This is a genomic window from Georgenia faecalis, from assembly GCF_003710105.1.
In the GTDB taxonomy this organism is placed as follows: domain Bacteria; phylum Actinomycetota; class Actinomycetes; order Actinomycetales; family Actinomycetaceae; genus Georgenia_A; species Georgenia_A faecalis.
This window is the reverse complement of record NZ_CP033325.1, coordinates 1436018-1456356: the sequence shown is the minus strand read 5'-3', so window position 1 is coordinate 1456356 and position 20339 is coordinate 1436018. Positions and strand designations below refer to the sequence as shown.

Annotated in this window: 14 protein-coding genes; 8 read left to right on the top strand and 6 right to left on the bottom strand. The window is 66.2% G+C overall.

The features are described from left to right. Positions 1 to 601: 601 nt before the first annotated feature. The 6 genes from EBO36_RS06230 to recQ form a co-directional block, all read right to left on the bottom strand. Positions 602 to 2338 carry a family 16 glycosylhydrolase gene (locus tag EBO36_RS06230; RefSeq protein WP_222928782.1) on the bottom strand — a complete coding sequence of 579 codons (1737 nt, stop codon included), beginning with the start codon at positions 2336 to 2338 and terminating at the stop codon, positions 602 to 604. 387 nt (positions 2339 to 2725) lie between these two features. Continuing rightward, on the bottom strand, positions 2726 to 3562 hold the full coding sequence (locus EBO36_RS06225; protein ID WP_122825490.1) for a glycosyltransferase family 32 protein: 837 nt from the start codon (positions 3560 to 3562) through the stop codon (positions 2726 to 2728). An 82-nt stretch (positions 3563 to 3644) separates the two neighbouring features. Continuing rightward, positions 3645 to 5246: a carbamoyltransferase C-terminal domain-containing protein gene (locus EBO36_RS06220; RefSeq protein ID WP_122823848.1), complete on the bottom strand. Its 1602-nt coding sequence runs from the start codon at positions 5244 to 5246 to the stop codon at positions 3645 to 3647. Between the two features lie 724 nt (positions 5247 to 5970). Next, on the bottom strand, positions 5971 to 7557 hold the full coding sequence (locus tag EBO36_RS06215; RefSeq protein WP_122823847.1) for a hypothetical protein: 1587 nt from the start codon (positions 7555 to 7557) through the stop codon (positions 5971 to 5973). Between the two features lie 399 nt (positions 7558 to 7956). Then, positions 7957 to 9099: a tyrosine-type recombinase/integrase gene (locus EBO36_RS06210; RefSeq protein ID WP_122823846.1), complete on the bottom strand. Its 1143-nt coding sequence runs from the start codon at positions 9097 to 9099 to the stop codon at positions 7957 to 7959. Positions 9100 to 9554: 455 nt separating this feature from the next. Then, positions 9555 to 11639 carry a DNA helicase RecQ gene (recQ, locus tag EBO36_RS06205; RefSeq protein WP_465253909.1) on the bottom strand — a complete coding sequence of 695 codons (2085 nt, stop codon included), beginning with the start codon at positions 11637 to 11639 and terminating at the stop codon, positions 9555 to 9557. A gap of 152 nt (positions 11640 to 11791) precedes the next feature. Here recQ and EBO36_RS15280 point away from each other — a divergent pair, with 152 nt between their 5' ends. From EBO36_RS15280 to EBO36_RS06170, 8 genes are all read left to right on the top strand, one after another. Continuing rightward, positions 11792 to 12361: a hypothetical protein gene (locus EBO36_RS15280; RefSeq protein ID WP_164471377.1), complete on the top strand. Its 570-nt coding sequence runs from the start codon at positions 11792 to 11794 to the stop codon at positions 12359 to 12361. After that, entirely contained in the window at positions 12358 to 12909 is a 552-nt protein-coding gene (locus tag EBO36_RS06200; RefSeq protein WP_164471376.1) for an OmpA family protein, read from the top strand. The genes EBO36_RS15280 and EBO36_RS06200 overlap by 4 nt, the downstream gene beginning before the upstream one ends. Positions 12910 to 13601: 692 nt before the next feature. Beyond that, a complete protein-coding gene (locus EBO36_RS06195; protein WP_164471375.1) occupies positions 13602 to 14501 on the top strand; it encodes a MurR/RpiR family transcriptional regulator in 900 nt (299 codons plus the stop codon). 2 nt (positions 14502 to 14503) lie between these two features. Continuing rightward, positions 14504 to 15436, top strand: coding sequence for an ABC transporter permease (locus EBO36_RS06190; RefSeq protein WP_122823843.1), 933 nt, complete (start codon positions 14504 to 14506; stop codon positions 15434 to 15436). After that, entirely contained in the window at positions 15433 to 16287 is an 855-nt protein-coding gene (locus tag EBO36_RS06185; protein ID WP_222928781.1) for an ABC transporter permease, read from the top strand. Before EBO36_RS06190 ends, EBO36_RS06185 begins: the two co-directional genes overlap by 4 nt. After that, positions 16287 to 17522 carry a metal-dependent hydrolase family protein gene (locus tag EBO36_RS06180; protein WP_122823842.1) on the top strand — a complete coding sequence of 412 codons (1236 nt, stop codon included), beginning with the start codon at positions 16287 to 16289 and terminating at the stop codon, positions 17520 to 17522. The genes EBO36_RS06185 and EBO36_RS06180 overlap by 1 nt, the downstream gene beginning before the upstream one ends. A 50-nt stretch (positions 17523 to 17572) precedes the next feature. Continuing rightward, complete coding sequence (locus tag EBO36_RS06175) at positions 17573 to 19147, top strand: ABC transporter substrate-binding protein (RefSeq protein WP_122823841.1); 1575 nt, start codon at positions 17573 to 17575, stop codon at positions 19145 to 19147. A 5-nt stretch (positions 19148 to 19152) separates the two neighbouring features. Next, positions 19153 to 20292 carry a metal-dependent hydrolase family protein gene (locus EBO36_RS06170; protein ID WP_244925404.1) on the top strand — a complete coding sequence of 380 codons (1140 nt, stop codon included), beginning with the start codon at positions 19153 to 19155 and terminating at the stop codon, positions 20290 to 20292. The last annotated feature ends 47 nt before the right edge of the window (positions 20293 to 20339 follow it).

Below are 20339 nucleotides of genomic sequence, written 5' to 3'. Positions count from 1 at the left end.
TCGCGCACCGGCGTGCGACGCGCCGCCGGCTCCGAGATTGGCAGGTCGTCGAGCAGTACCGAGCGTCACGCCGCCGCGCACTGAACTCAAGACCGCACTCCTCGCAACGGGCCTGCAGGGGAGTCCCGAGCGCGCGGGGTGTAGCCGCCGTCACCCAGTCCCGGGCCGGCCGCGACCGCTTCCTACGTTCGCTGGTTCCCACGACCCGGTGAGGGATGGCCGCGCGCACGCAGTCCCGGAACCCGCCTCACATGCCAGAGGAGTGGAGCCGACCGGACGCGTATCGGATCGGCTCCACTGATCCGATAAGAGACCTCCGGAATGCGACGGTGAACGACGCGGACACGACCGGCTCGGATCGCTGCCATTGGGGTCACGTCGACGCCTGAATGCCCTAGGCGATGTCCTCAAGCCGCGCCATTCTTCACGGCCGGTCTTACGGCCGAGCCCGGCGCGGCAGTGTTCACCGACCCGGTGCCGCGCTCTCTCGCGTGCAGGTTCGGCTCACGGAAGGCTCACGAGAGCGACCAGAAATCCCACCGCCTTCCGCCCAGAAGAACCCGTCTCCTGACCATGCCCTGTGCGCCCAATTTCATGTTGCTTAGTCGGCCACAACCACGTTCCTGAAGCTGGCGGATGCGGGGAGCGCACGTTCATCTACCCTTCCGGCCAGTTCCTCAGAACGCGGCGCCCACACATTGCCGTAGACACGCATAGCTAGATGAGGAATCGGGGTCGGGTCCCAACTGGCTCGCTCATGGACGACCGCTCTATCGACGAGCCAGGTCACACGGTCCGGTCTCCAATCGATGGCGTACTCGTGAACTCCCTCAGTGGCGTCGAAGCCGAGATCAATCCAACAGGGAGAACCGCGGTAGCCGTAGTCCATTTCTGTGCCCTCATCCCCCGGGTTGAAGAAGACGTTGGTCAGCATCCGCCGAGGATCGGAACCTGCGAACTCGATGTCGATCTCCTGCCTTGGGGAGCCGCGATGAAGAAAGAAACCCGTTACGAGTCCCGAACCCGAGACGGCCTGGATTTGTGCTTGAAAGCGCCCATAGGAGAAGGACCGAGCGCTGACGAACGCGCCAGATTGATAGGGTCGCCCCTCCCCTTTACAGACGTCGATCACAACTCGAACGCCGTCCTCGCGATGTTCGAGGCCCCCCGCCGCGAACGACGACAGGTTTCCAGGGAACGTTTCAGTGAGCACGCGGAACTCTGGCGATATCTCCGACATGGTCGCCTCAACCACGACACATCCGCTGCTATTCGGGATTGAATCCTTCTTTCGGGACGGCCGCCATCTGCTTGACGTCGGTAAAGCCCACGGCGAATCGTCTATGGGCATGCTTTCGCGCCGGGACGGTGCCTCGACATTTAGATCTGTGGGCAATCGACCGTCGCGAAACATGCGGAACTCACGCGGAACACCAGACGGGAACGGGGCGACCGGCTCGGAGACTTGGAGCAGAGAGCAAATGTCGCGCCAAGTACCTCCGCCCTGGTCATTGAGACGAAGGACTGCAGAACGACGTGGCGGGAGGAGCAATGAGTCGACCACATCCGGGGCGCGCGCATCAGCTTCCCGCAGCCATAAGAAACGATCGTCGGCTGCAGCAGCAGTAAGCGCCGCCGGAGCTAATGGAGGATCGATGAGGGCATCGAAAGTCTTTAGGACCTCCGACAGCTCACGATGATCCATCGGAACCTCATGACCATCGAAGGCACGCACACGCATTCCAAGCATCGAGAGCGCCATAGCGAGACACTCGTTCTCCCTACCTCCCGACCACGCCAGCACCGGACCGCATACAGCTCCGCCGGTCGGCTTAGCTTCGGAGACCCCATCAACAATGCCCGCTCGAGCCAGAAACGGCATCATCGAATATGCGTTGTCAGATGTCACGTCGTGCCTCTGAGCGATCGCCGGACGCGAGAGCGCAAGCGCCTTAACCTCTGGGAACCGGTAGTTCATCCAGAGATCCACGGGCCCGACGACTGGCATCGCTCGGAGAAGCGCCGCTGCACCTTCGCGGGAGAGGACGTACCCCGAGAGAAACCACAGGCCTCGCACGGGGCGGAACAGATCCGCACACACCTCGTGCCGCACTGCAGTGCCGCCAGCATCTGAGTACGACAGGTAGAGGAGTTGCGGGCGCTCGTTGTCCGCAAACCGACCGAGGGCCGCGCGCCATCCACGATCGATGGCAGTTCTCGCGCCGGGCTTGAACCACGCATCGTCCTCAAGGATGAGAACGAAGTCGTGGGATCCCGACACCACCTCCTTCCAGGCCTCCACGTGTGACCGCGCGACCGCCACCTCCTGGCGAGTCATCCGCACAGGCTCCGACGCCGCGAAGGAATGCGCGAGGCGAGCGTCTGGCTGTACATAAAGCTGGTCACCGATCCGGTACATCGGATCTACGTCGGCGGTCGCTGCGACTGCACGACCGTCACGAGCATCGATGGCCGCTAGTCGTCTCGTGATGGAGGTCAAGCGGATGCCATCAGACGTCCGGAATCGACGCAGTTCCGCGCAGACTCGAGTCCATCGACTTGGCTGCCTATCCAAATTTACGACCAGGATTGCACCGATCTGATCGGCTCCTCGGCCAAACGCACTAGAGCGCCCACCTGGCAATAGAACGGTCAGTGCGCGCCAGGTACGGAACGCGATAGCCTGTAAGGGAGTCGCAACATCGCTGAGGTTCATCTGGCCGTTCTACCAGGCATCCATGTTGCGCCAATTCCGAGCGTCTGCACGGTAGGCCAAGTCCCAGCAAGGCTCTGCCGTCGCGTCCCAGGTGAGGAGCAGCGAAAAGTCCGGCTGGGCCCCCGCGTTCTGCCTCTCGTTAGCATGAGCAGCCAGCGACGCCGTCAGGTTTCCAGGTCCGGTAGTTGATTGGATTTCGGGAGCTGGATCCTCGCCTAGAAGCCTGTCTGTCGCACGCGAGAGCGCTCGCCGCAGCACTGGGTGGGCGGCCGGCGCGGCTATCGGGTTGTTGTTCACATAAAAAATCCGCCCCTCAGTAGAAAGATCAGGTCTTCTAAGCTGCTCCGCCGACACCATGCCACCGATGCTGATGTCGTAGCACAGCGGCTGGACCTTCAGCGTGTGGTCGCGGAAGACCTCTCGCCACCCTTCGCCTACCAGCACGTCATCCGCATCGACGTAGAGCCCTCCCTCAGCGAGCACGTAGCACAGCCGGAGATAGTCACTACGCATCGCGGGATGACGGCACCGGTCGAACGCTGCAATCTCTCTGCGACCATACCGTTTCGCTATGTACTTCCTCGCTGAGGCGTCACCAAACATCTCGATCGAGAGCCCCTCGTCGCGGAGCACCTCCCAACTACGCAGGCACCTGCGTACGTCTGCGGGGACGTCGTCCGGATCGTTCCAGTACCGCACGAGCGTCCTCGGGATAGGTTCTGCGCCTACTCCATCTGCTGGCCCCGGCGAGTCGTAGTCACGCTCAAGCTGCGCCAGCGTCAGTCTCCTGATGAAGTCCGAACGCAGACGGTCGTCCTCCTCGAAGCCTGGTGGGCCGTCGCTCATCGCCACACCGCCGGTCGGTGCCCGGACGCGCCGGCAAGGTCCTCTGATGCTCCAACTCTTCTTGGTCGCGTCTCCACACTCCTCAACCTCGCTCCGTTTGGAATATCGAACGACGCTCTGAATCTCTACAGAGGTAAGCCCGACCATCAACCACGAAGCCGTCTAGTCCGTGATCCCAGGTGTAGTTGTCGAGATCGGTCAAGTTGTTAATGAATCCCTTCCCGTTGAAGTTCAGCGATGTGTTGCAGAGGACCCCGTATCCGGTGAGCTGTTTGAAGGCAACGAGCAGGTCGTGGAGAGCGGTGTTCGTGCTTGAGGTCACTGTCTGGATGCGAGCGGTTCCGTTGACGTGTGTCACCGCTGCCAAGGCTTCGGTGCGGGCTCGATAGGTATAAAGCATATACGGGCTTGCGCGATCGCAGCCAAACCACCGTGCCGCATCCTCTTCAAGGCAGACGGGCGCAATCGGTCGAAACTGTTCGCGCTGCTTGATGTGGTTCAGACGAACCCTCGTTGCATCATCGAAGGGTGCGGCAAGGATAGATCGATTTCCCAAAGCTCGTGGCCCGATCTCGTACCTCCCACTAACCCAGCCGAGGACCAGTCCACTGTTCAGCATGGCAGCGACGTCGGCGCAGGTGGCGGCACGGATGTCATAGCGCTCCGACACGAATGCAGAGTCAGCCACGAACGCCATGCCCGAGTACACGTCCCACTCGATCTTCGCATCACCGGTGAAGTAGAGCTGAGCATCGATCGCGGTCCCGATCGCCGACCCAGAGTCGTTGGCGACGGGGGGCACAAAGACGTCCGAGAAGTAACCCGTGTCCCGCCACCTGGTATTCCAATCGCAGTTCAAACCACAGCCGCCTGCGATCACCAGGGGCACGCCCTCACGAAGGTTCGCCTTCGCGAACTCATAGAAAACGTCGAAAATCCTATCACTATAGATGCCCGCAAAATTTCGGAACTCAACATCGTCGACGCCCACGTTGTGATACACCGACGACTCAAGCTCGTCATACATGTCGAGCCGCAGATCCTCGGAGCGAAGGAGAAAATTCATTAACTCCTCCTCCTCGGACGTGGCGGCGGACCGGTGCGAGAACGAGGCGAGCGCCATCAGCTTTCCCGCGTCCGAGAACCGGGAGAAAGGCGCATTCTTGGGGAATGTCGGATCTGCTAAACCATAGATCGATGCGTACCGATTTCCGGGCTGGTTCATTACGTCCGCAATTCGCGTAATTCTCACATCTTGGTCAATCTCGTAGAATGCGCCAATTGCTCCTTCCCAGACCAACACGTAACAGGACGAGCCTTGTGGAAATGGCGACATGCCAAACCCACACAGCAGGTGCGATCGCTCGTGCGAGGACGAAAAGAACGGGACTGTATGCCCGAGCAAACGTCGGCGCTCTACCGTGATGGTGTCCGAGTCGATGCCGCGGTATCCGACGTGAACCGGCGGTCCCGTCGGACGTGCCTCGCGCGGCCACCAACCGCCGGTGCATACCACGTCGGGCACGCGGTCGAGCCGGCCGAACGCTGCCAGCAGGTCCTGGCTGCCAATCGGGGTGTATCGGTAGTTCGAATCCTTCTCCGCCTCGACGGATGAGACGAGACGACCCTCACTCAAGTGAGCGATGGCACCGTCGTGACCTGGGTTGACCGACAAGATGTCCATTCACGCGATCCTTCGGTCCTCGGTTGCGCAAGGCCATCTCGGTTGAGGTCGACGAGCTTGCGATTCGCACTTGCCCCGCGACCCCTGGTTCTGCCACGGGCGACGCCCATACCGCGAGTAGCTGAGCTGACGTCGCCAATAGCATCGCACTCGCCTGCAGCCAGCATGTGCTTTTGCTTGCACTTGTCAGCGTGAATCCCGATCTGATGAGAGTTGCGCGTGGCACTGCGAGCAGACCGGCGCGCGGGCGCCGCTCTGACAACACGCGTAAGTCGGCGGCGAGTGACTGTCGAGGTGAGCACCCAGTCCCGCAGCCGTGCCCCGTCCCGCCGCTCGGCGCGCTGTGGCCGCCAGCGGTCCGGACGGAACGTTGCCTATGCAGGCGAGCGGAGGCCCTGCCGCCAGGCGCGAGGCGTGGAACGCTGGGTCTGAAGTGGTACCCCACGCGTACTCCAGCGGCGAGTCGTACGAGCCTGTTCGGAGGCATCGGCGAGCGTCGACTTCGTCGGGATCTCAGGGCCGTCAATTCCGGGAGGCCGCGACGATGCCACTGATGGGGTCGTCGCACTTCCGCCGACGCCTCCAGATGAGCCGCGCGAGTGAGCAACACGGATCGAGCCCGAGAGCCACCGGGGGCGCAGTCTCTGATCCAAGCACTGCCTCCGTAGCGGATCAGCTTCCGGAATCGAGCCAGCGCAGCCATCGGTCCCCATGAAGGTACCGACTAGTAGTGCAAGCCAACGTGATCGACGATCATGCGGTCGTTCTTCGGATCGAACGCGAAGTAGATCCGGCCGCACTCGTGCGGCGGAACGCCGTCATTCACTTTTACGTGAGGCGTTCGATCATGCGCTTCGCCCTCAAACGTAAACGAACGAAACCCTTTAGGCATCTTATCGTCTTGGAGTGACACCTTGAGGTCGTAGTTTTCCCGGACCCAGTTGTCGGTGTGTCCCATGGTGCGATCTTGCCCATCGTAGAGATCGCGAGCAACCTGCGCGAGTTTTACCATCGCCACCCGCATTGCCTCCGGCGTAGGATACCGGTCAGCTTTCTTCCATGTGGAGCGCACCGTATCGGTAAACACAATTCTTTCTTCCGCGGCCCTTTCTAGGTGACTTGCAAGGGACGCCAGGGAGTCAGGGTCGCCGGTTGAGAGCTCAGGGGCGTTCTCGAACGTCGGCCCCTCCGCCTCATCGATGACGGCAGCGCCGACGTACTTCTGCGCGATTCTCAGCTGCTCTGCGGTCGCCTTCCATCGAGCGGCCTCGCTCGCGAGCTCCCGGGCGCGCGCGTCGCTCTCGCTCCATGCATCCATGGCATCGTTCAGGTCCAAACCCAACTGGTCGCGCTCGTGAGTCAGTGCCTCGATGATCGCGCTGTAGTTACCGGACTCGACAGCCGCGGCAGTGCGGGCCGCAGCCAGGTCTGCACGCGACACGCGCGCAGCCTCCCGGACTGTGCGATAGACGTCGTCGCTGCCGCGAGTCAGCACGGACAGCGGCGCGATGTGTTCGATGACAGCTTTGCGCAGGGCGTCGTAGTCGCGCGAGTTGACGATGTCCTCGCCGACCGCGGTGGCGGGTACCGCCAGATCCGACCACACCAGCAACCCGCCCGCATAGGGCACGCGCGCGCGCGGTTCGAGCGCGAGTAGCTGACGGGCCGTCGGTAGGTCCACAGTCACGATGCGAACCAGACCGATCGAGCCAGACGCCGCTCTTCGAATCGCCTGGTGCGCCTCCTTGGTGCGTGAGTGGACGAGTAGGACTGGCAACCGATGCTGTGCGTGGAGGACCTCCGCGACAAGGGCGGCGTTATCGATACCGCGCGCCTGAAGATACTGTCCGTCGACCACTTGTCCGTCGCTCGAGACGCGGAGGTCGCTGTGCTCGACTAGATCAAGGAGAACCCGTGGCTGTCGTACCTCCGGCTCTGCGACCGGGCTCAGCCCGGCGGCGTCCACCTCGCGGGCAAGACCGAGGCGAAGTCGCAGCACCCCACTGAGCATCCCTATGGTGACGCGCGCGGTGAACTGGCTGCCGTGATTCTCGATCGTCACGACGTCGAGTCGGGTCACCCAGTCGCCGGTGGGCGACTCCAGGTGGCTCCACTTGGCGTACTTCCTCAACGCCCCGTGCGTCGCCTTCAGGTCGCGGTACCCGCCCTCAAACAGGTCCGAAGCGTTGATGGGCGCGTCGTAGTCACCGGCCCACTTGCTCAACACCGCGACGGTGGCATCGACCGCTGCCTGCAGACTGACTCCATCGGCGGGCGTGACGACAAAATCGGTGACGTACAGGATTTGCATGGTCCCCCCAAGGTCGCGTCAGCGCAGTGGCTCGAACCTACTGCGCCTCACGTTCCCTCGGGAGCCGTTGGCGACTCGGCCGCTGTGCTCTTTGAGTCCGGCTGATCCCAGCGCCGCCGGAGAGGACTAACACCTGGATTGACGATCCAATGATCAACATGGCTTGCCGTTCCTCAAGCGAACTCCGGCCGCTGGCGGTCCGGTCCTCGTGCTGCTTACCAGTACACCAGTGTCCCCCGCCGCATTCGTAGGTCTGCGGGCGTCGCAATCCCAAGCATTTGCTGCACGCCGCGAGCTCCGCGTACAGCACCAGACATTCGACAGATGGGCGGACACGTCGAACTGGCTCCCCGCGACTGCGACGGTCCGGGGACCCAGACCGGGTCCCCGGACGACGTACTACGCCTCGGCAAGAGCTGAGAGCGCGTCCGCCATCTGCTCGTCACGCGCAGCGACAGCGTGCTGGTAGCGCATCGCGGTTCCGGGTGTGGCGTGTCCGGCCCGAGCCTGGAGTTCGGCCAGCGTTGCGCCCGCCTGCGCCAGGATCGTCAGGCCGGTGTGCCGCAGGTGGTGGGACCGGAGCGACCCGGGGAGCCCGGCGCGTAGCGCAGCTCGCTTGAACGTGTCGGCGAAGGTGGGGCTGTAGATCTGCCGGTCGATTCCTGGGCGCGCGGGGAAGAGCAGCCCGTGGCTGCCCGAGTTCGCATAGGTAGCGAGGTGCTCGTCGATGGCGGGTCGGATGTGCGGAGGGATGGCCACGGCACGAACGCCGGCATCCGTCTTTGGTGGTCCGACGATCGGCTGGGAGTTGACCCACGTCACTCCCCGGCTGATCCGGACCGATCTATCGTCGATGTCGCCGCGTCTCAGCTCGAGGAGCTCGCCGGAGCGGAGCTGGCACCAGGCGCCGAGGTAGATGCTCAACCGCAGGTGGTCCGGCATCTCCTCGGCAAGGGCGCGGACCTCGGCCGGGTTGAGGACGACCGGCTGGACGACAGCCCGACTGCCGCTGCCTCCTCGGATCCTGCACGGATTTGTCGGGACCAAGCCGTCGTCGACGGCGCTGTTGAACATCGTCTTCAGGAGCGCGTACGTGCGTTCACGGAGCGTGGGGCGATCTGGCAGGAGGCCGGCGAACCACCGTTCGACCACCTCCCGCGTGATCTGCGGCATCGGTCTTGGCCCGAGCGCCGGGAGGATGCGCCGGTCGAGGTAGTGGCGGTAGACGTGCGCGGTCGTGGGGCGCAGCGGTTCGCCCTTGGAGTTGCGCCTGCTGACGAGCCAGCGCTCGGCGTACTCGGCGAGAGTCACCCGGGATGCGACGGTCGCCGGCCGGAGAAGACCTTGGACGATCAGCGTGCGTTGAGCCGCGAGCCAGTCCTGGGCGTCGACCTTGCGCGCGAACGTCGTCGGCCCGTTGACGTACTGCCGGGGGAAGGCGTCCGGCACCTGGTAGCGGGCCCGGTACCGACCCGAGGGCAGCTTGGTGACCTGTCCAAACCCGCCCGCTTGCCCGCCATCTCGGTCCCCGCCGTGTCGCATACGTGTCGCACACGTGTCGCAGCGAACGATACATGGCACGTAACTCGGGGATCATCAGAGCGCCGAAAACGGGGTGTCTGCCCAGGTCAGAGAGACAATCCATGACATTGTGCGACACGCCGTTCATACCCGCTATATCGCTTAGAATCCCACTCGGGGTCTTGATGCATTAGAAGCGCGGCGCGCCGCTAACGCGCCACGCCGTCGCCGCGGGACGCCGGGGCGGCCGTCCCGCGAGGCTGTGGCGGGACTCCCCGTGCGTGAGGCGGGTGTGCCCGCGCGGCGGCGCACCGGTGTACTCCGCGACGAGCCGGGCCTGGCTCTGAATGCTAGAGATGATCTTCTGAGCGAACGTGTCAGCTCCCGGGCTCGGGGGAACTGCAGGGAGCGTCGATGCCGTCCTGGCGTCCTCCGGAGCGCCTGGCTCACGCCAGCCAGGCCGAAAGCCGACCCGCTCAGTCCCCCGCGCCGACCACCTCGAGTACGGCCGCGCCGTAGCGCTCGAGCTTCGCGTTGCCGACGCCGGAGATCGCCCGCAGCTCCGTCGTCGAGCCGGGCCGCGCCTGCGCGATGGCGGCGAGGGTGGCGTCGTTGAACACGACGTAGGCGGGCACGCCCTGCTCCTTGGCGACGCCGGCGCGCCAGGCGCGCAGCCGCTGGAACAGGTCCTGCTGCGGCTCGTCGAGGTCGGCCGGGGCGGCCTTGGCGCCGCGCGGCTTGCGGGCGGCGCGGACCCGCTCGGGCTCGCGGCGCAGCCGGACCTCCTGCTCGCCGCGGAGGACGGCTCCGGCGGCGTCGGTGAGGGCGAGGACGCCGTACCCCCCCTGCACCTCGAGGAGCCCCTGGGCGAGCAGCTGTCGGATGACGCCCCGCCATTCCTGGTCACCAAGCTCGGTGCCGATGCCGAACGTGCTGAGCTCGGAGTGCCGGGAGCGCAGGGTCCGCTCGGTCTCGCGGCCGAGGAGGATGTCGACGAGGTGGCCGGCGCCGAACTGCTGGCCGCGCTCCCGCTTGAGCCGCAGGATCGTCGACATGAGCTTCTGCGCCGGAACTGTGCCGTCGAAGGCCTCCGGGGGGTTGAGGCAGGTGTCGCAGTTGCCGCACGGGCCGCTCGGCTCGCCGAAGTAGCCGAGGAGCTGCTGGCGGCGGCACTGGACCGTCTCGCACAGCGCGAGCATCGCGTCGAGGTGGAGGGACTGGGCGCGCTTGCGCTGGGCGTCCCCCTCGCCGTCGGCGATCATGCGGCGCTGCTGCACGACGTCCTGCAGGCCGTAGGCGAGCCACGCCGTCGACGGCAGCCCGTCGCGGCCGGCGCGACCGGTCTCCTGGTAGTAGCCCTCCACGCTCTTCGGGAGGTCGAGGTGGGCGACGAACCTGACGTCAGGCTTGTCGATGCCCATCCCGAACGCGATGGTGGCGACCATGACGATGCCGTCCTCGCGCAGGAACCGCGCCTGGTTGCGCGAGCGCGTCTGCGCCGGCAGGCCCGCGTGGTACGGCAGCGCGGTGATGCCCTTGCCGGCGAGCCAGTCGGCGGTCTTCTCGACGGACGCGCGGCTGAGGCAGTAGACGATGCCGGCCTCGCCGGGGTGCTCCGCCTCGATGATCTGCAGGAGCTGGTTCTTCGCGTCCTGCTTGGGCGCGATCCGGTACTGGATGTTGGGCCGGTCGAAGCTCGAGACGAAGACGCGGGCGTCGCCGAGCCCCAGGTTGCGGACGATCTCCTCGCGGGTCTCCGCCGTGGCGGTCGCTGTGAGGGCGACGCGCGGGACGTCGGGCCAGCGCTCGTGCAGCATCGACAGCCGCAGGTAGTCGGGGCGGAAGTCGTGGCCCCACTGGGCGACGCAGTGCGCCTCGTCGATGGCGAAGAGCGCGATGCGGGCGCGGTCGAGGAGGTCCGCGGCGGCCGGGAGCCGCTCCGGGGCGAGGTAGAGGAGGTCGAGCTCCCCGGCGAGGAGCCGGCGCTCGACGTCGCGGCGCTCGTCGAGCTGCTGGGTCGAGTTGAGGAACGCGGCGCGCACACCGAGCTGCTCGAGGGCGTCGACCTGGTCGTGCATGAGGGCGATGAGCGGGCTCACGACGATGCCGGTGCCCTCACGGACCAGCGCGGGTATCTGGTAGCACAGGCTCTTGCCGCCGCCGGTGGGCATGAGGACGAGCGCGTCGTCGCCACGGGCGACGGTCTCGATGATCTCGGCCTGCTCACCCCGGAAGGCGTCGTAGCCCCACACGCTCGTGAGGGCGTCGAGCGGCGAGCCCGCGGAGGCGCGCGCCGCCTGCACGGCCGCCAACGGTGCGGCGGCGCCCTCGTCGGTGGCGAAGGCCGCCACGACCTCGGGGTCGTGGAGATCCCACGGGCTCAGGTCCTCCGGCGGCGGATCGCCCCACGCGCCGAGGTCGTCGGGCGGCGGTTCGTCCCAGGCGGGCACCGGCCCGGTCCACGTGTCAGCCACCCCGCCAGGGTAGGCGCTCCTTCCTCGGTGTCCTGTCGCTGCTGGAGCGGGGTGGTGGCAGGCGACGCGTGGCTCGAGGCGATGCATCGGCGAGGGTCGGCTCTGGCCGCAATCGTCGGCCGACGCCCGGCTACCTCCGCAGAATGTGATCATCAGCACCCCTACGGCGACGCGTGCTGCTAACTTGTGCGCGACCAACGAGGGAAAGGGCCGCAACACCGATGCGATGGAGACTCCCGGTGAGCGCCGCTGTGCTCGCCCTCGCGCTGGCCGGATGCAGCGCGGACGACACCCCCGACGAGGCTCCGACGACGGGGCAGACCAGCCCCGCGGAGACGGCGAGCGAGGGGGCGACCGACACCCCCAAGCCCGACGACACCGCCACCGGCGACGCCGCCACGGACGACATCGTCGACGAGGTCACCTACACCCTGCCCGGCACCGAGGACGAGGTGACGGTCGGCGTCCTGCCCCTCGAGGTGGAGGGCGACGTCATGACCCTGCGCCTCGTCTTCACCCCGAACTTCGCCTCGGTCGGTGACAACGAGCCCGTCGCCGTGTTCGACATGTACCCGGACAACCTCTTCAAGTTCCGTCCGGTACTCGTGGACCGGGAGAACCTCAAGGAGTACTCCCCCATCAGCGACACGGGCATCGACTGGACGGCGCAAAGCTCGCAGCTCGAGGCCGTCAACGGCGAGTCGGTGGTGTGGTGGGGCGTCTACGCGGCCCCCGAGGACGACATCGACACCTTCGACCTGCGGCTGCGCGACTCCCTCCCCGAGTACACGGACATCCCGGTCCCGTGAGCGCCCGCAGCCCCCGTCGCGGCCGGACCGCCGCCGTCGTGCTCGCCGCCGGCGCGCTCGCCCTCACCACCGCCGCCCCGGCTGCCGCCGTGGACTCCCCCGAGGACCTGCCGGCGCCCACCCCGCAGCAGCTCGCCGCGTCGGTCCAGGTCTGGTCCACCGAGGGCAGCGTGCGCACCCTCGAGACCGTCGCGACCGAGGGCGCGGAGACGACCATCTCGCTCGCGACCGACATCCTCTTCGCCTCGCAGAGCTACGAGCTGCCGGCCAGCGCCGCCCCGCGCATCGGCCAGCTCCTCGCGGACGTCCCCGACGGCGCGGCCGTCCAGGTGCACGGCCACACCGACTCCCTCGTCGGCCCCATCCCCAACGACGAGCTCTCGCGCAACCGCGCGCAGGCCGTCGCCGACGTCATCGCCGCCGAGCGGCCCGACCTCGTGCTCGAGGTCGCCGGCTTCGCGGACACCGAGCCCGTCGGCCCGGAGAACCCCGACGACCCGGCCACCTACGCCGCCAACCGCCGCGTGGAGATCGTCTACGGCGGCTGAGCCTCACCGGCTCAGCCGCCATCGGGCGCTACCCGCGCACGACCTCCACGCCGGTCCACCGCTCGTCCGCGGTCGTCACCTGGTGGACCCCGCCGACCAGCTCGACGCCGGCCTCCGCCACCCGGTCCTCGCACGACCGCCCCACCCACAGGGAGACGGCACCCGGTACGCCGCGGCCCGCCCTGGTCGGCCGCCCCTGAGGCGACCCGCACGTCGACGCGCCCCATAGGACCTAGCGCCCTGCTCACCGCCAGGGCCTGGCTCGTCACAGGCTGGGCCACCGCCCCCCCGCTGCGTTCCCGTATCTCCGGGTTCGCGAACTACCCGTGCGGGTGATGACGGACCCGGACCCGCCCGTCAGCCTCTCCAGGTCGGACAGCGGGGAACGCTCGCCCATCCTCCGCGCGATGGGTAGGCCGCCCGACCAGCCCCGCCTCAACAACGCGCTCACGAGAGGCCAGGGGCGCTTACCGGACAAAGGGCGGTCTCAGTCCGGTGGGTTGGAGCGCGCGGAGGGCCCCGGTGGTCTGCGCCCGTGACCTCCCTGTGGACGCCCGAGAGGCTTCGTATGTAAACGCCTTGTTTCTAGTTGTCGAAGTCATTGCCAAACCATGCAGGCGTCCCGTACGGTCTGCCGCAAGTTCTCCGTCTCCCTCTGACCAACTCACAAGAATTCTTGCGACATGCCCTCTATGAACCGTTCTGTCCTCGACGACATCCGCGAGATGTCCGCGTCCATGAGCGCGGCGAAGCGGGCCGTCGGTGACTTCATCCTGGCCAACTGGCGCTACTCGGCCTTCCTCAACGCAGCGGAGCTCGCGGCCGCTGCCCACGTGAGCGAATCCGTCGTCGTTCGCTTCGCGAAGGAACTGGGACTTCGCGGATACCCGGAACTACAGGACGCCATACGAACCCTCGTGATGGAGGACATGGGCATCCTCGGGCTCTACCAGGGGACAACGGAGGACCGCACGACCAGCATCGATCGCCGCATACAGCACTCGATGGACTCGGACGCGGCCAACCTCACCAAGACCATTCAGGGAATCGACGCAGAAGATGCCGAGGCCGCCGCGCGGCTGCTCAACGCCGCCCGCCAGGTCGCGGTCATCGGCTCGCGGACGTCACGCGGGCCGGCGAGCATCGCGACCATCTACCTGAACGCTGTGTTGGCCAACACGCGCCACTTCGAGAACACCAACTCGGACGTCTTCGACCAGTTGCGGGTGCTCGATGAGCGGGACGTGGTGCTGGCCTTCATCTTGCGCCACTACAACCGTGACACGGTCGCACAGGTCAAGTTCGCCCGTGAGCGCGGCGCGAAGGTCATCGTCGTCACAGACTCCTTCGAGTCTCCGCTGGTGCGCTACGCAGATTACGTCTTCTACGCCCAGGTCGGCGGACCGAGTTTCTACCTCAGCCACGTCAGCATGGTGGCGGTCGTCAATGTGCTCCTGCTGCTCGTGGCAACGCTCGGCGACGCTGACCGGCAGGCCGCGAACCTCGCTGACCTCGAGCAGATCTACGACTCGTTCTACTACAGCACGCCGGTTCGCAAGCGCGCGAACAACAGCGAGAAGCCGGTGAGCTGACGATGCCCGCGTTCATCGCCCGACGGGTTGGCCAAGCGGCCATCGCCCTTTTCGGTGTCCTGATGGTCGCCTTCTTCCTCCTGCGAGTCCTTCCCGGCGACCCGGCAGCCTTGATGCTCTCCGAGTTCGGCACACCCGAGCAGATCGACGATCTCCGCGAGAGCATGGGTCTGAACGAGCCACTCCCCGTGCAGTTCCTCGCGTTCATTGGACAGGTTCTCACCGGCGATTTCGGTGAGTCGCTCGCCCGCCACCGCCCGGCACTGGTGGTCGTGCTCGAGTACCTTCCTGCGACCTTGCAGCTCGCTTGCGCCGCCTTGTTGCTTACGGTTCTGGTCGCGGTGCCCCTGGGCACCTTGGCTGCGCTCCGTCGCGGTACCTGGGTTGACGGGGTCGTCAGCGTGCTGGCCGTACTCGGCCAGTCAATGCCGACCTTCTGGATCGGGATCATGCTCATCGTCTTCGTCGCGGCGCGGACCGGGTGGCTGCCGACCTCCGGCTACGGCGGCATCGACAACCTCGTGCTGCCGACCCTGACGCTGGCCTTCGCCCAGATCGCCCTCATTAGCCGCCTGACGCGCTCCAGCGTCCTGGACGTCGTCTCCCAGGACTACCTACGCACCGCACGCTCCAAGGGCATCGGCGAGAACCGGGTCATCTTCGCTCATGGGTTGAGGAATGCGGTCCTTCCGGTTATCACCATGCTCGGCCTCCAGCTCGGTGCGCTTCTTGGCGGTGCCGTGGTGACCGAGGCCGTATTCGGCTGGCCGGGCATCGGCTCACTGCTGGTGAGCGCGATCAGCAGCCGCGACTACCCGGTGGTGCAGGTCGTCATCCTCTTGTCGGCGGCGATCTTCATCCTCGTCAACCTGCTGCTGGACCTGCTTTACGGCGTCCTCGACCCGCGGATCAAACTGCGAGGGCGTGCATCGTGAGAGTCCTCCGCGCTTTCTTCAGCCGTCCGCTCGCAGGCGCGGCCTCCATCATCCTGGTCGCCCTGGCGTTCCTAGCGCTGACCGCCGACATCATCGCGCCACTCCGTGACGCTCCCCAGGATCTCGGCAACCGTTTGCTGCCGCCGGGTTCCACCGGAGACAACGGACGCTTTTTTCTCGCAGGCACCGACCAGCTCGGCCGCGACATGCTCACGCTGCTCATTCACGGCACGCGAGTCTCCCTCATCGTGGCGGTCGCGGCCGTCGTGCTTGGCGGTGGGCTCGGGCTTCTCGTCGGCGTCATCAGCGGGTACCGCGCAGGTTGGTTGGACGCCTTGTTGCAGCGCATCCTCGACGTGCAGCTGGCATTCCCGTTCCTCCTGCTCGCGATGGTGATCGCAGCGATACTCGGACCTGGCCTGATCAACGTCATCGTCGTGTTGGCTCTGACGAGTTGGGTGTCGTACGCGAAAGTCGTTCGAGCGACGAGCCTGGGGCTGATGGGCCGGGACTTCGTCGAGGCGTCGCGCGCCGTCGGCGGGCGGTCATCGACGATCATCGCGCGCGACATCATCCCGAACGTCATGTCGCCGTTCCTCGTGCTCGCGTCCTATGAAGCGGCGGCGATGGTGATCGCCGAAGCGTCTCTGAGCTACCTGGGCCTCGGCGTCCCTGCTGACCTCCCCACCTGGGGGTCGATGCTGTCCGACGGCCGCGACTACGTCATCACCGCGTGGTGGATCGCCGCACTGCCTGGCGTCGCTCTGGTCATCACCGCACTGAGTTTCAACCTCCTCGGCGACGGGCTGCGTGACGCCCTCGACCCAACCCAGAAGAAAGGACGGCGCTAATGCACTTCGCGCTCCATGCCGGCACCGTGATCGACCCCGTAGCGGGGGCTCTACCGGATCACATCATCGAGGTGCAGGACGGCACCATTACCGCGGTCTCGCCCGCGGCGGACTGGTCGGGCTCCGGAGTTCCCGTCCACGACGCCTCCACGCTAGTCGTCGTCCCAGGGTTCGTCGACTGTCACGACCACTTGACCATCAGTGGCGGCGACGAGGTGGAGCAGGCGTTGCGTCCGTTCGCTCGCCAGGCCGTAACCGCCACGGTCGTCGCCCGAACGATCATCGAGGCCGGGATCACCACTGTCCGCACGCTGGGTGATGCCGACGCGATGGACATCAAGGCCAAGCGGGCGATCGACGAGGGAAAGATCCCGGGGCCGCGAATTATCCCAGCCGTCGCACCGATCACGCGGACCGGTGGCCACGCCCACTTCATGGGCACGGTCGCGGACGGCGAGGATGCCGTGCGGCGCGCGGTCCGGCAGCACCTGGCGACCGGCGCGAGATGGATCAAGGTCATGGCATCCGGGGGCAACTCCACGCCGGGCAGCGACCCCATGGTGCAGGAGTTCACGGATGCGGAGTTGCTTGCCGTCGGTGACGAGGCCGCTCGTGCGGGCCTCGACGTCACCGGGCACCTGCACGGTGGGCCGGCCGTTGACACGGCCATCAAAGCCGGGTTCCGCAGCATCGAACACGGCGCATTCCTGACCACGGAGCAGCTCGACCAGATCGCCGAGGCGGGCATGTGGCTCGTCAGCACAGTTGGCATCGGCCGTGCGGTGGCGGACGATCCCACCGCACCGGAGTTCTATCGCGTCAAGGCTCAGCGAGCGCTGGCCCGTCGCATCCAGATGCTCCGTGAGGCGCGCGCACGTGGTGTCAAGGTCGCGATCGGCTGCGACGGCAACCACGGGAAGGTCGCGGTCGAGGCAGACGCACTCCTCGAGGCGGGGTTTGCGCCGTTAGAGGTGCTCCGATCACTCACTCTCGAGGGCGCGCGGTTGTGCCGCACGGACGACGTGCAGGGCACCGTCGAGGTTGGCAAGCACGCCGACCTAGTCGTCCTCGGCAGTGACCCTTTGGCCAGCGCCTCGTCGTACTCCGACGTCCGCGCTGTCTACCGGTACGGCCAGCTCTACCCCGTCTCGCAACCGCGCAGTTCCGAGCGACTCTCCGATCAGCACCTGACGCGTGAGCCAGTGGTCAACGGACCCGCCACCGCCGGGGCCTGACGCCCCCACCTCCCCCCCCACCCACCCATCGAGGCCTCAGAGGAGAAGACATGCATTCGACGACGAAGCGAGGAAGGCGGCACCTGGCCACGTTCCTCGCCGGCGCAGTTGCGTTGGCGCTGGCAGCCTGTTCATCGGGCTCCCCGGCGAGCGAGCGGGACGAAAGCTCGGTTCCGGGCGCCTTGGAGGCGCTCTCCGTGGCAATCGGCGCGGACCCCGTGAACCTCGACCCTCGTCTGACCTGGGTCGGCCAGGGCTACTCCATCAACGCCCACATCTACGAGCCGCTCGTCGAACGCACCGACGACGGCGAGGGCAATGTCGAGATCACAGGCCTGCTCGCGGAGACCTGGGAGAACCGCGACGACACGACATGGGTCTTCCACCTGCGTGAGGGCGTGACCTTCCACAACGGAGAGCCCTTCACCGCGGAGGCCGCGAAGTTCACCATCGAGTCGATCATGGATCCGGATCTGGCTACCCCGCTGAAAGTCTGGACGTCGACGATCGAGTCCGTCGAGGCGGAGGACGACCTCACGTTGGTGATCCGCACGGTCGCTCCGGCACGTGGCCTGCTCAACTCGCTTGTCCAGGTCCCGATCGTCTCTCCGCAGGCGGTCGAGGAGTTCGGCGAAGAGTTCACGCTCAACCCGACGGGCACAGGGCCGTACCAGTTCGTCTCCTACACCCCGAACAACCAAGTCGTCATCGAGCAGTACCCCGAGTACTGGGGCGACCAGACCGGCCCCGAGACGATCGACTGGCGGGTCATGCCCGAGTCGTCGGCGCGTATCGCCGCCATTCAGGCGGGTGAGGTCCAGATCGCCGAGAACATCCCACCGGACCAGCTGCCCACGCTCGAGTCGAACTCGGACATCGAGGTCGCCACTGCCAGCACGATGCGGGTCATCATGATGGTCCCGCTTCTGACAAACGAGTGGATGCAGAACCCTGACTTCCGCCGGGGGCTGTCGCTCGCCATCGACCGAGAGAGCATCGTGGAGGATCTGCTCGGAGGGACGACCGAGCCCGCCAACTCCGTGTCGCCACCAGGGACGGTCGGCCACAACGATGATCTGCAGCCGTATCCGTACGACTTGGACGAGGCGGCCGCGCTGATCGAGGCGTCGGGCTACGACGGCTCAGTGATCCGGGTCGGCGCCCCACAGGGCCGCTACCAGATGGACGCCCAGGCGGGCGAGGCGGTCGCCGGGATGCTCGAGCAGGCCGGCGTCAATGTGGAGTTCACCGCACTGCCCTGGTCCGAGTACAGCGGCCAGACGGCCAAGGGCACGGATGCCTTCGACTTCTACTTCCTCGGGACGACCGACTTCACCCTCTACCCCACGTCGTTCTACAACGGGCTCTTCGGCTGCGAGCTGGGGCGGAATTACTACTGCGACGAGGACCTCTCGGCCAAGATCGACGCCACCGCCGCGATGCTCGACGACGACGAGGCTGCCGCCGCTTATGCGGAGATCCAGGAGATCGTCTACGAGGACCTGCCCGTCGTGCCCTTGTACTGGGAGCCAGCGATCACAGCGGTCTCCCAGGGACTCACCGGATTCCACCTCCGCATGGACGAGTACATCGTCACCACCGAGGTCGGGAGCGCCGAGCAGTGACCGTGATGACTATCAAGGCCGGAACCCTCATCGACGGCACCGGTGCCGAGCCCCTCACGGATATGATCATCACGGTGGTCGACGACCGGATCTCGGCGATCCGGCCTGCCGCCGAATCCAGCGAGCCGGTCGACCTCGACTGCGGCGACCTTACGGTGATCCCCGGGCTGATCGACTGCCACGACCACCTCGATCTCGATGTCGGCGACGAGGAGGCGCAGTCGAGGGAGCCCGTCAGCTACATGGCGATGAAGGCCGTGGCCAACGCCAAGGTCGTGCTGGACGCCGGCATTACAACGCTGCGGTACCTCGGCGCTCCTCACGGTGTTGACCTGGAACTGCGGCGTGCGATCGCAGCGGGGGAGATCCCCGGTCCCCGGCTGTTCGTCGCCGCTGAGCCGATCATGAGAACCGGCGGCCACGCGCACTTTCTCGGTCGAGAGGCGGACGGAGTCGACGACGTACGCAGAGCCGTCCGTGAGCAGCTCAAGAAGGGTGCAGACCAGATCAAGGTCATGGCGTCGGGCGGGATGTCGACGGCAGGGTCATCACCAATTGTCCAGGAGTTCACCGACGAGGAGATCGCGGCAGCGATCGACGAGGCACACAGGGCACTGCGTCCGATCGCCGCTCATGCTCACGGCGGGAGCGGCGTGACAGTCGCGGTGCGGCACGGTGTCGACACCATCGAGCACGGCGTGCTTCTGACCAGGGAGCAAGTCGAGCTAATCGCCCGGTCTGACACCGTCCTCATCAGCACGGAGTCGGTCGCTCGGGCGGTCGCCGAGACGCCGGACATGCCGGATCACTACCGCGAGAAGATCAGCGGGTCGCTCGCTGCGAGCGCCAGGATGCTGGCCTGGGCGCACGAGGCGGGTGTGACCGTTGCTGTCGGCTGCGACACCGCGCACGCGCGGATGGACATCGAGATGTCGGCGCTCGTGGAGGCGGGGTGGAATCCCCTCGAAGCCATTCGCTGCCTCACGCTCAACGGCGCGAAGGTCATCCGTCAGCAGTCGGAGCTGGGCTCAATCGAAGTGGGGAAGATCGCCGACCTCGTCGCGATCGACGGTGACCCTTTGACCGATCCCTCTGCTCTGCGTTCCGTCCATCACGTGATGCAGGCCGGGCGCTTGGTGAACTAGATCCCTTGGTGCGGGGTGGGGCGGCTGCGCCGCACCCCGCACTTCGG

Coding starts and splice junctions, on each gene's coding strand:
- EBO36_RS06230 (WP_222928782.1), bottom strand. CDS start 2,338: ATGACTCGCCAGGAGGTGGCGGTCGCGCGGTCACACGTGGAGGCCTGG.
- EBO36_RS06220 (WP_122823848.1), bottom strand. CDS start 5,246: ATGGACATCTTGTCGGTCAACCCAGGTCACGACGGTGCCATCGCTCAC.
- EBO36_RS06210 (WP_122823846.1), bottom strand. CDS start 9,099: ATGCGACACGGCGGGGACCGAGATGGCGGGCAAGCGGGCGGGTTTGGA.
- EBO36_RS06175 (WP_122823841.1), top strand. CDS start 17,573: ATGCATTCGACGACGAAGCGAGGAAGGCGGCACCTGGCCACGTTCCTC.
- EBO36_RS06215 (WP_122823847.1), bottom strand. CDS start 7,557: ATGCAAATCCTGTACGTCACCGATTTTGTCGTCACGCCCGCCGATGGA.
- EBO36_RS06225 (WP_122825490.1), bottom strand. CDS start 3,562: ATGAGCGACGGCCCACCAGGCTTCGAGGAGGACGACCGTCTGCGTTCG.
- EBO36_RS06190 (WP_122823843.1), top strand. CDS start 14,504: ATGCCCGCGTTCATCGCCCGACGGGTTGGCCAAGCGGCCATCGCCCTT.
- recQ (WP_465253909.1), bottom strand. CDS start 11,639: ATGCATCGCCTCGAGCCACGCGTCGCCTGCCACCACCCCGCTCCAGCA.
- EBO36_RS06170 (WP_244925404.1), top strand. CDS start 19,153: ATGACTATCAAGGCCGGAACCCTCATCGACGGCACCGGTGCCGAGCCC.
- EBO36_RS06180 (WP_122823842.1), top strand. CDS start 16,287: ATGCACTTCGCGCTCCATGCCGGCACCGTGATCGACCCCGTAGCGGGG.
- EBO36_RS06195 (WP_164471375.1), top strand. CDS start 13,602: ATGAACCGTTCTGTCCTCGACGACATCCGCGAGATGTCCGCGTCCATG.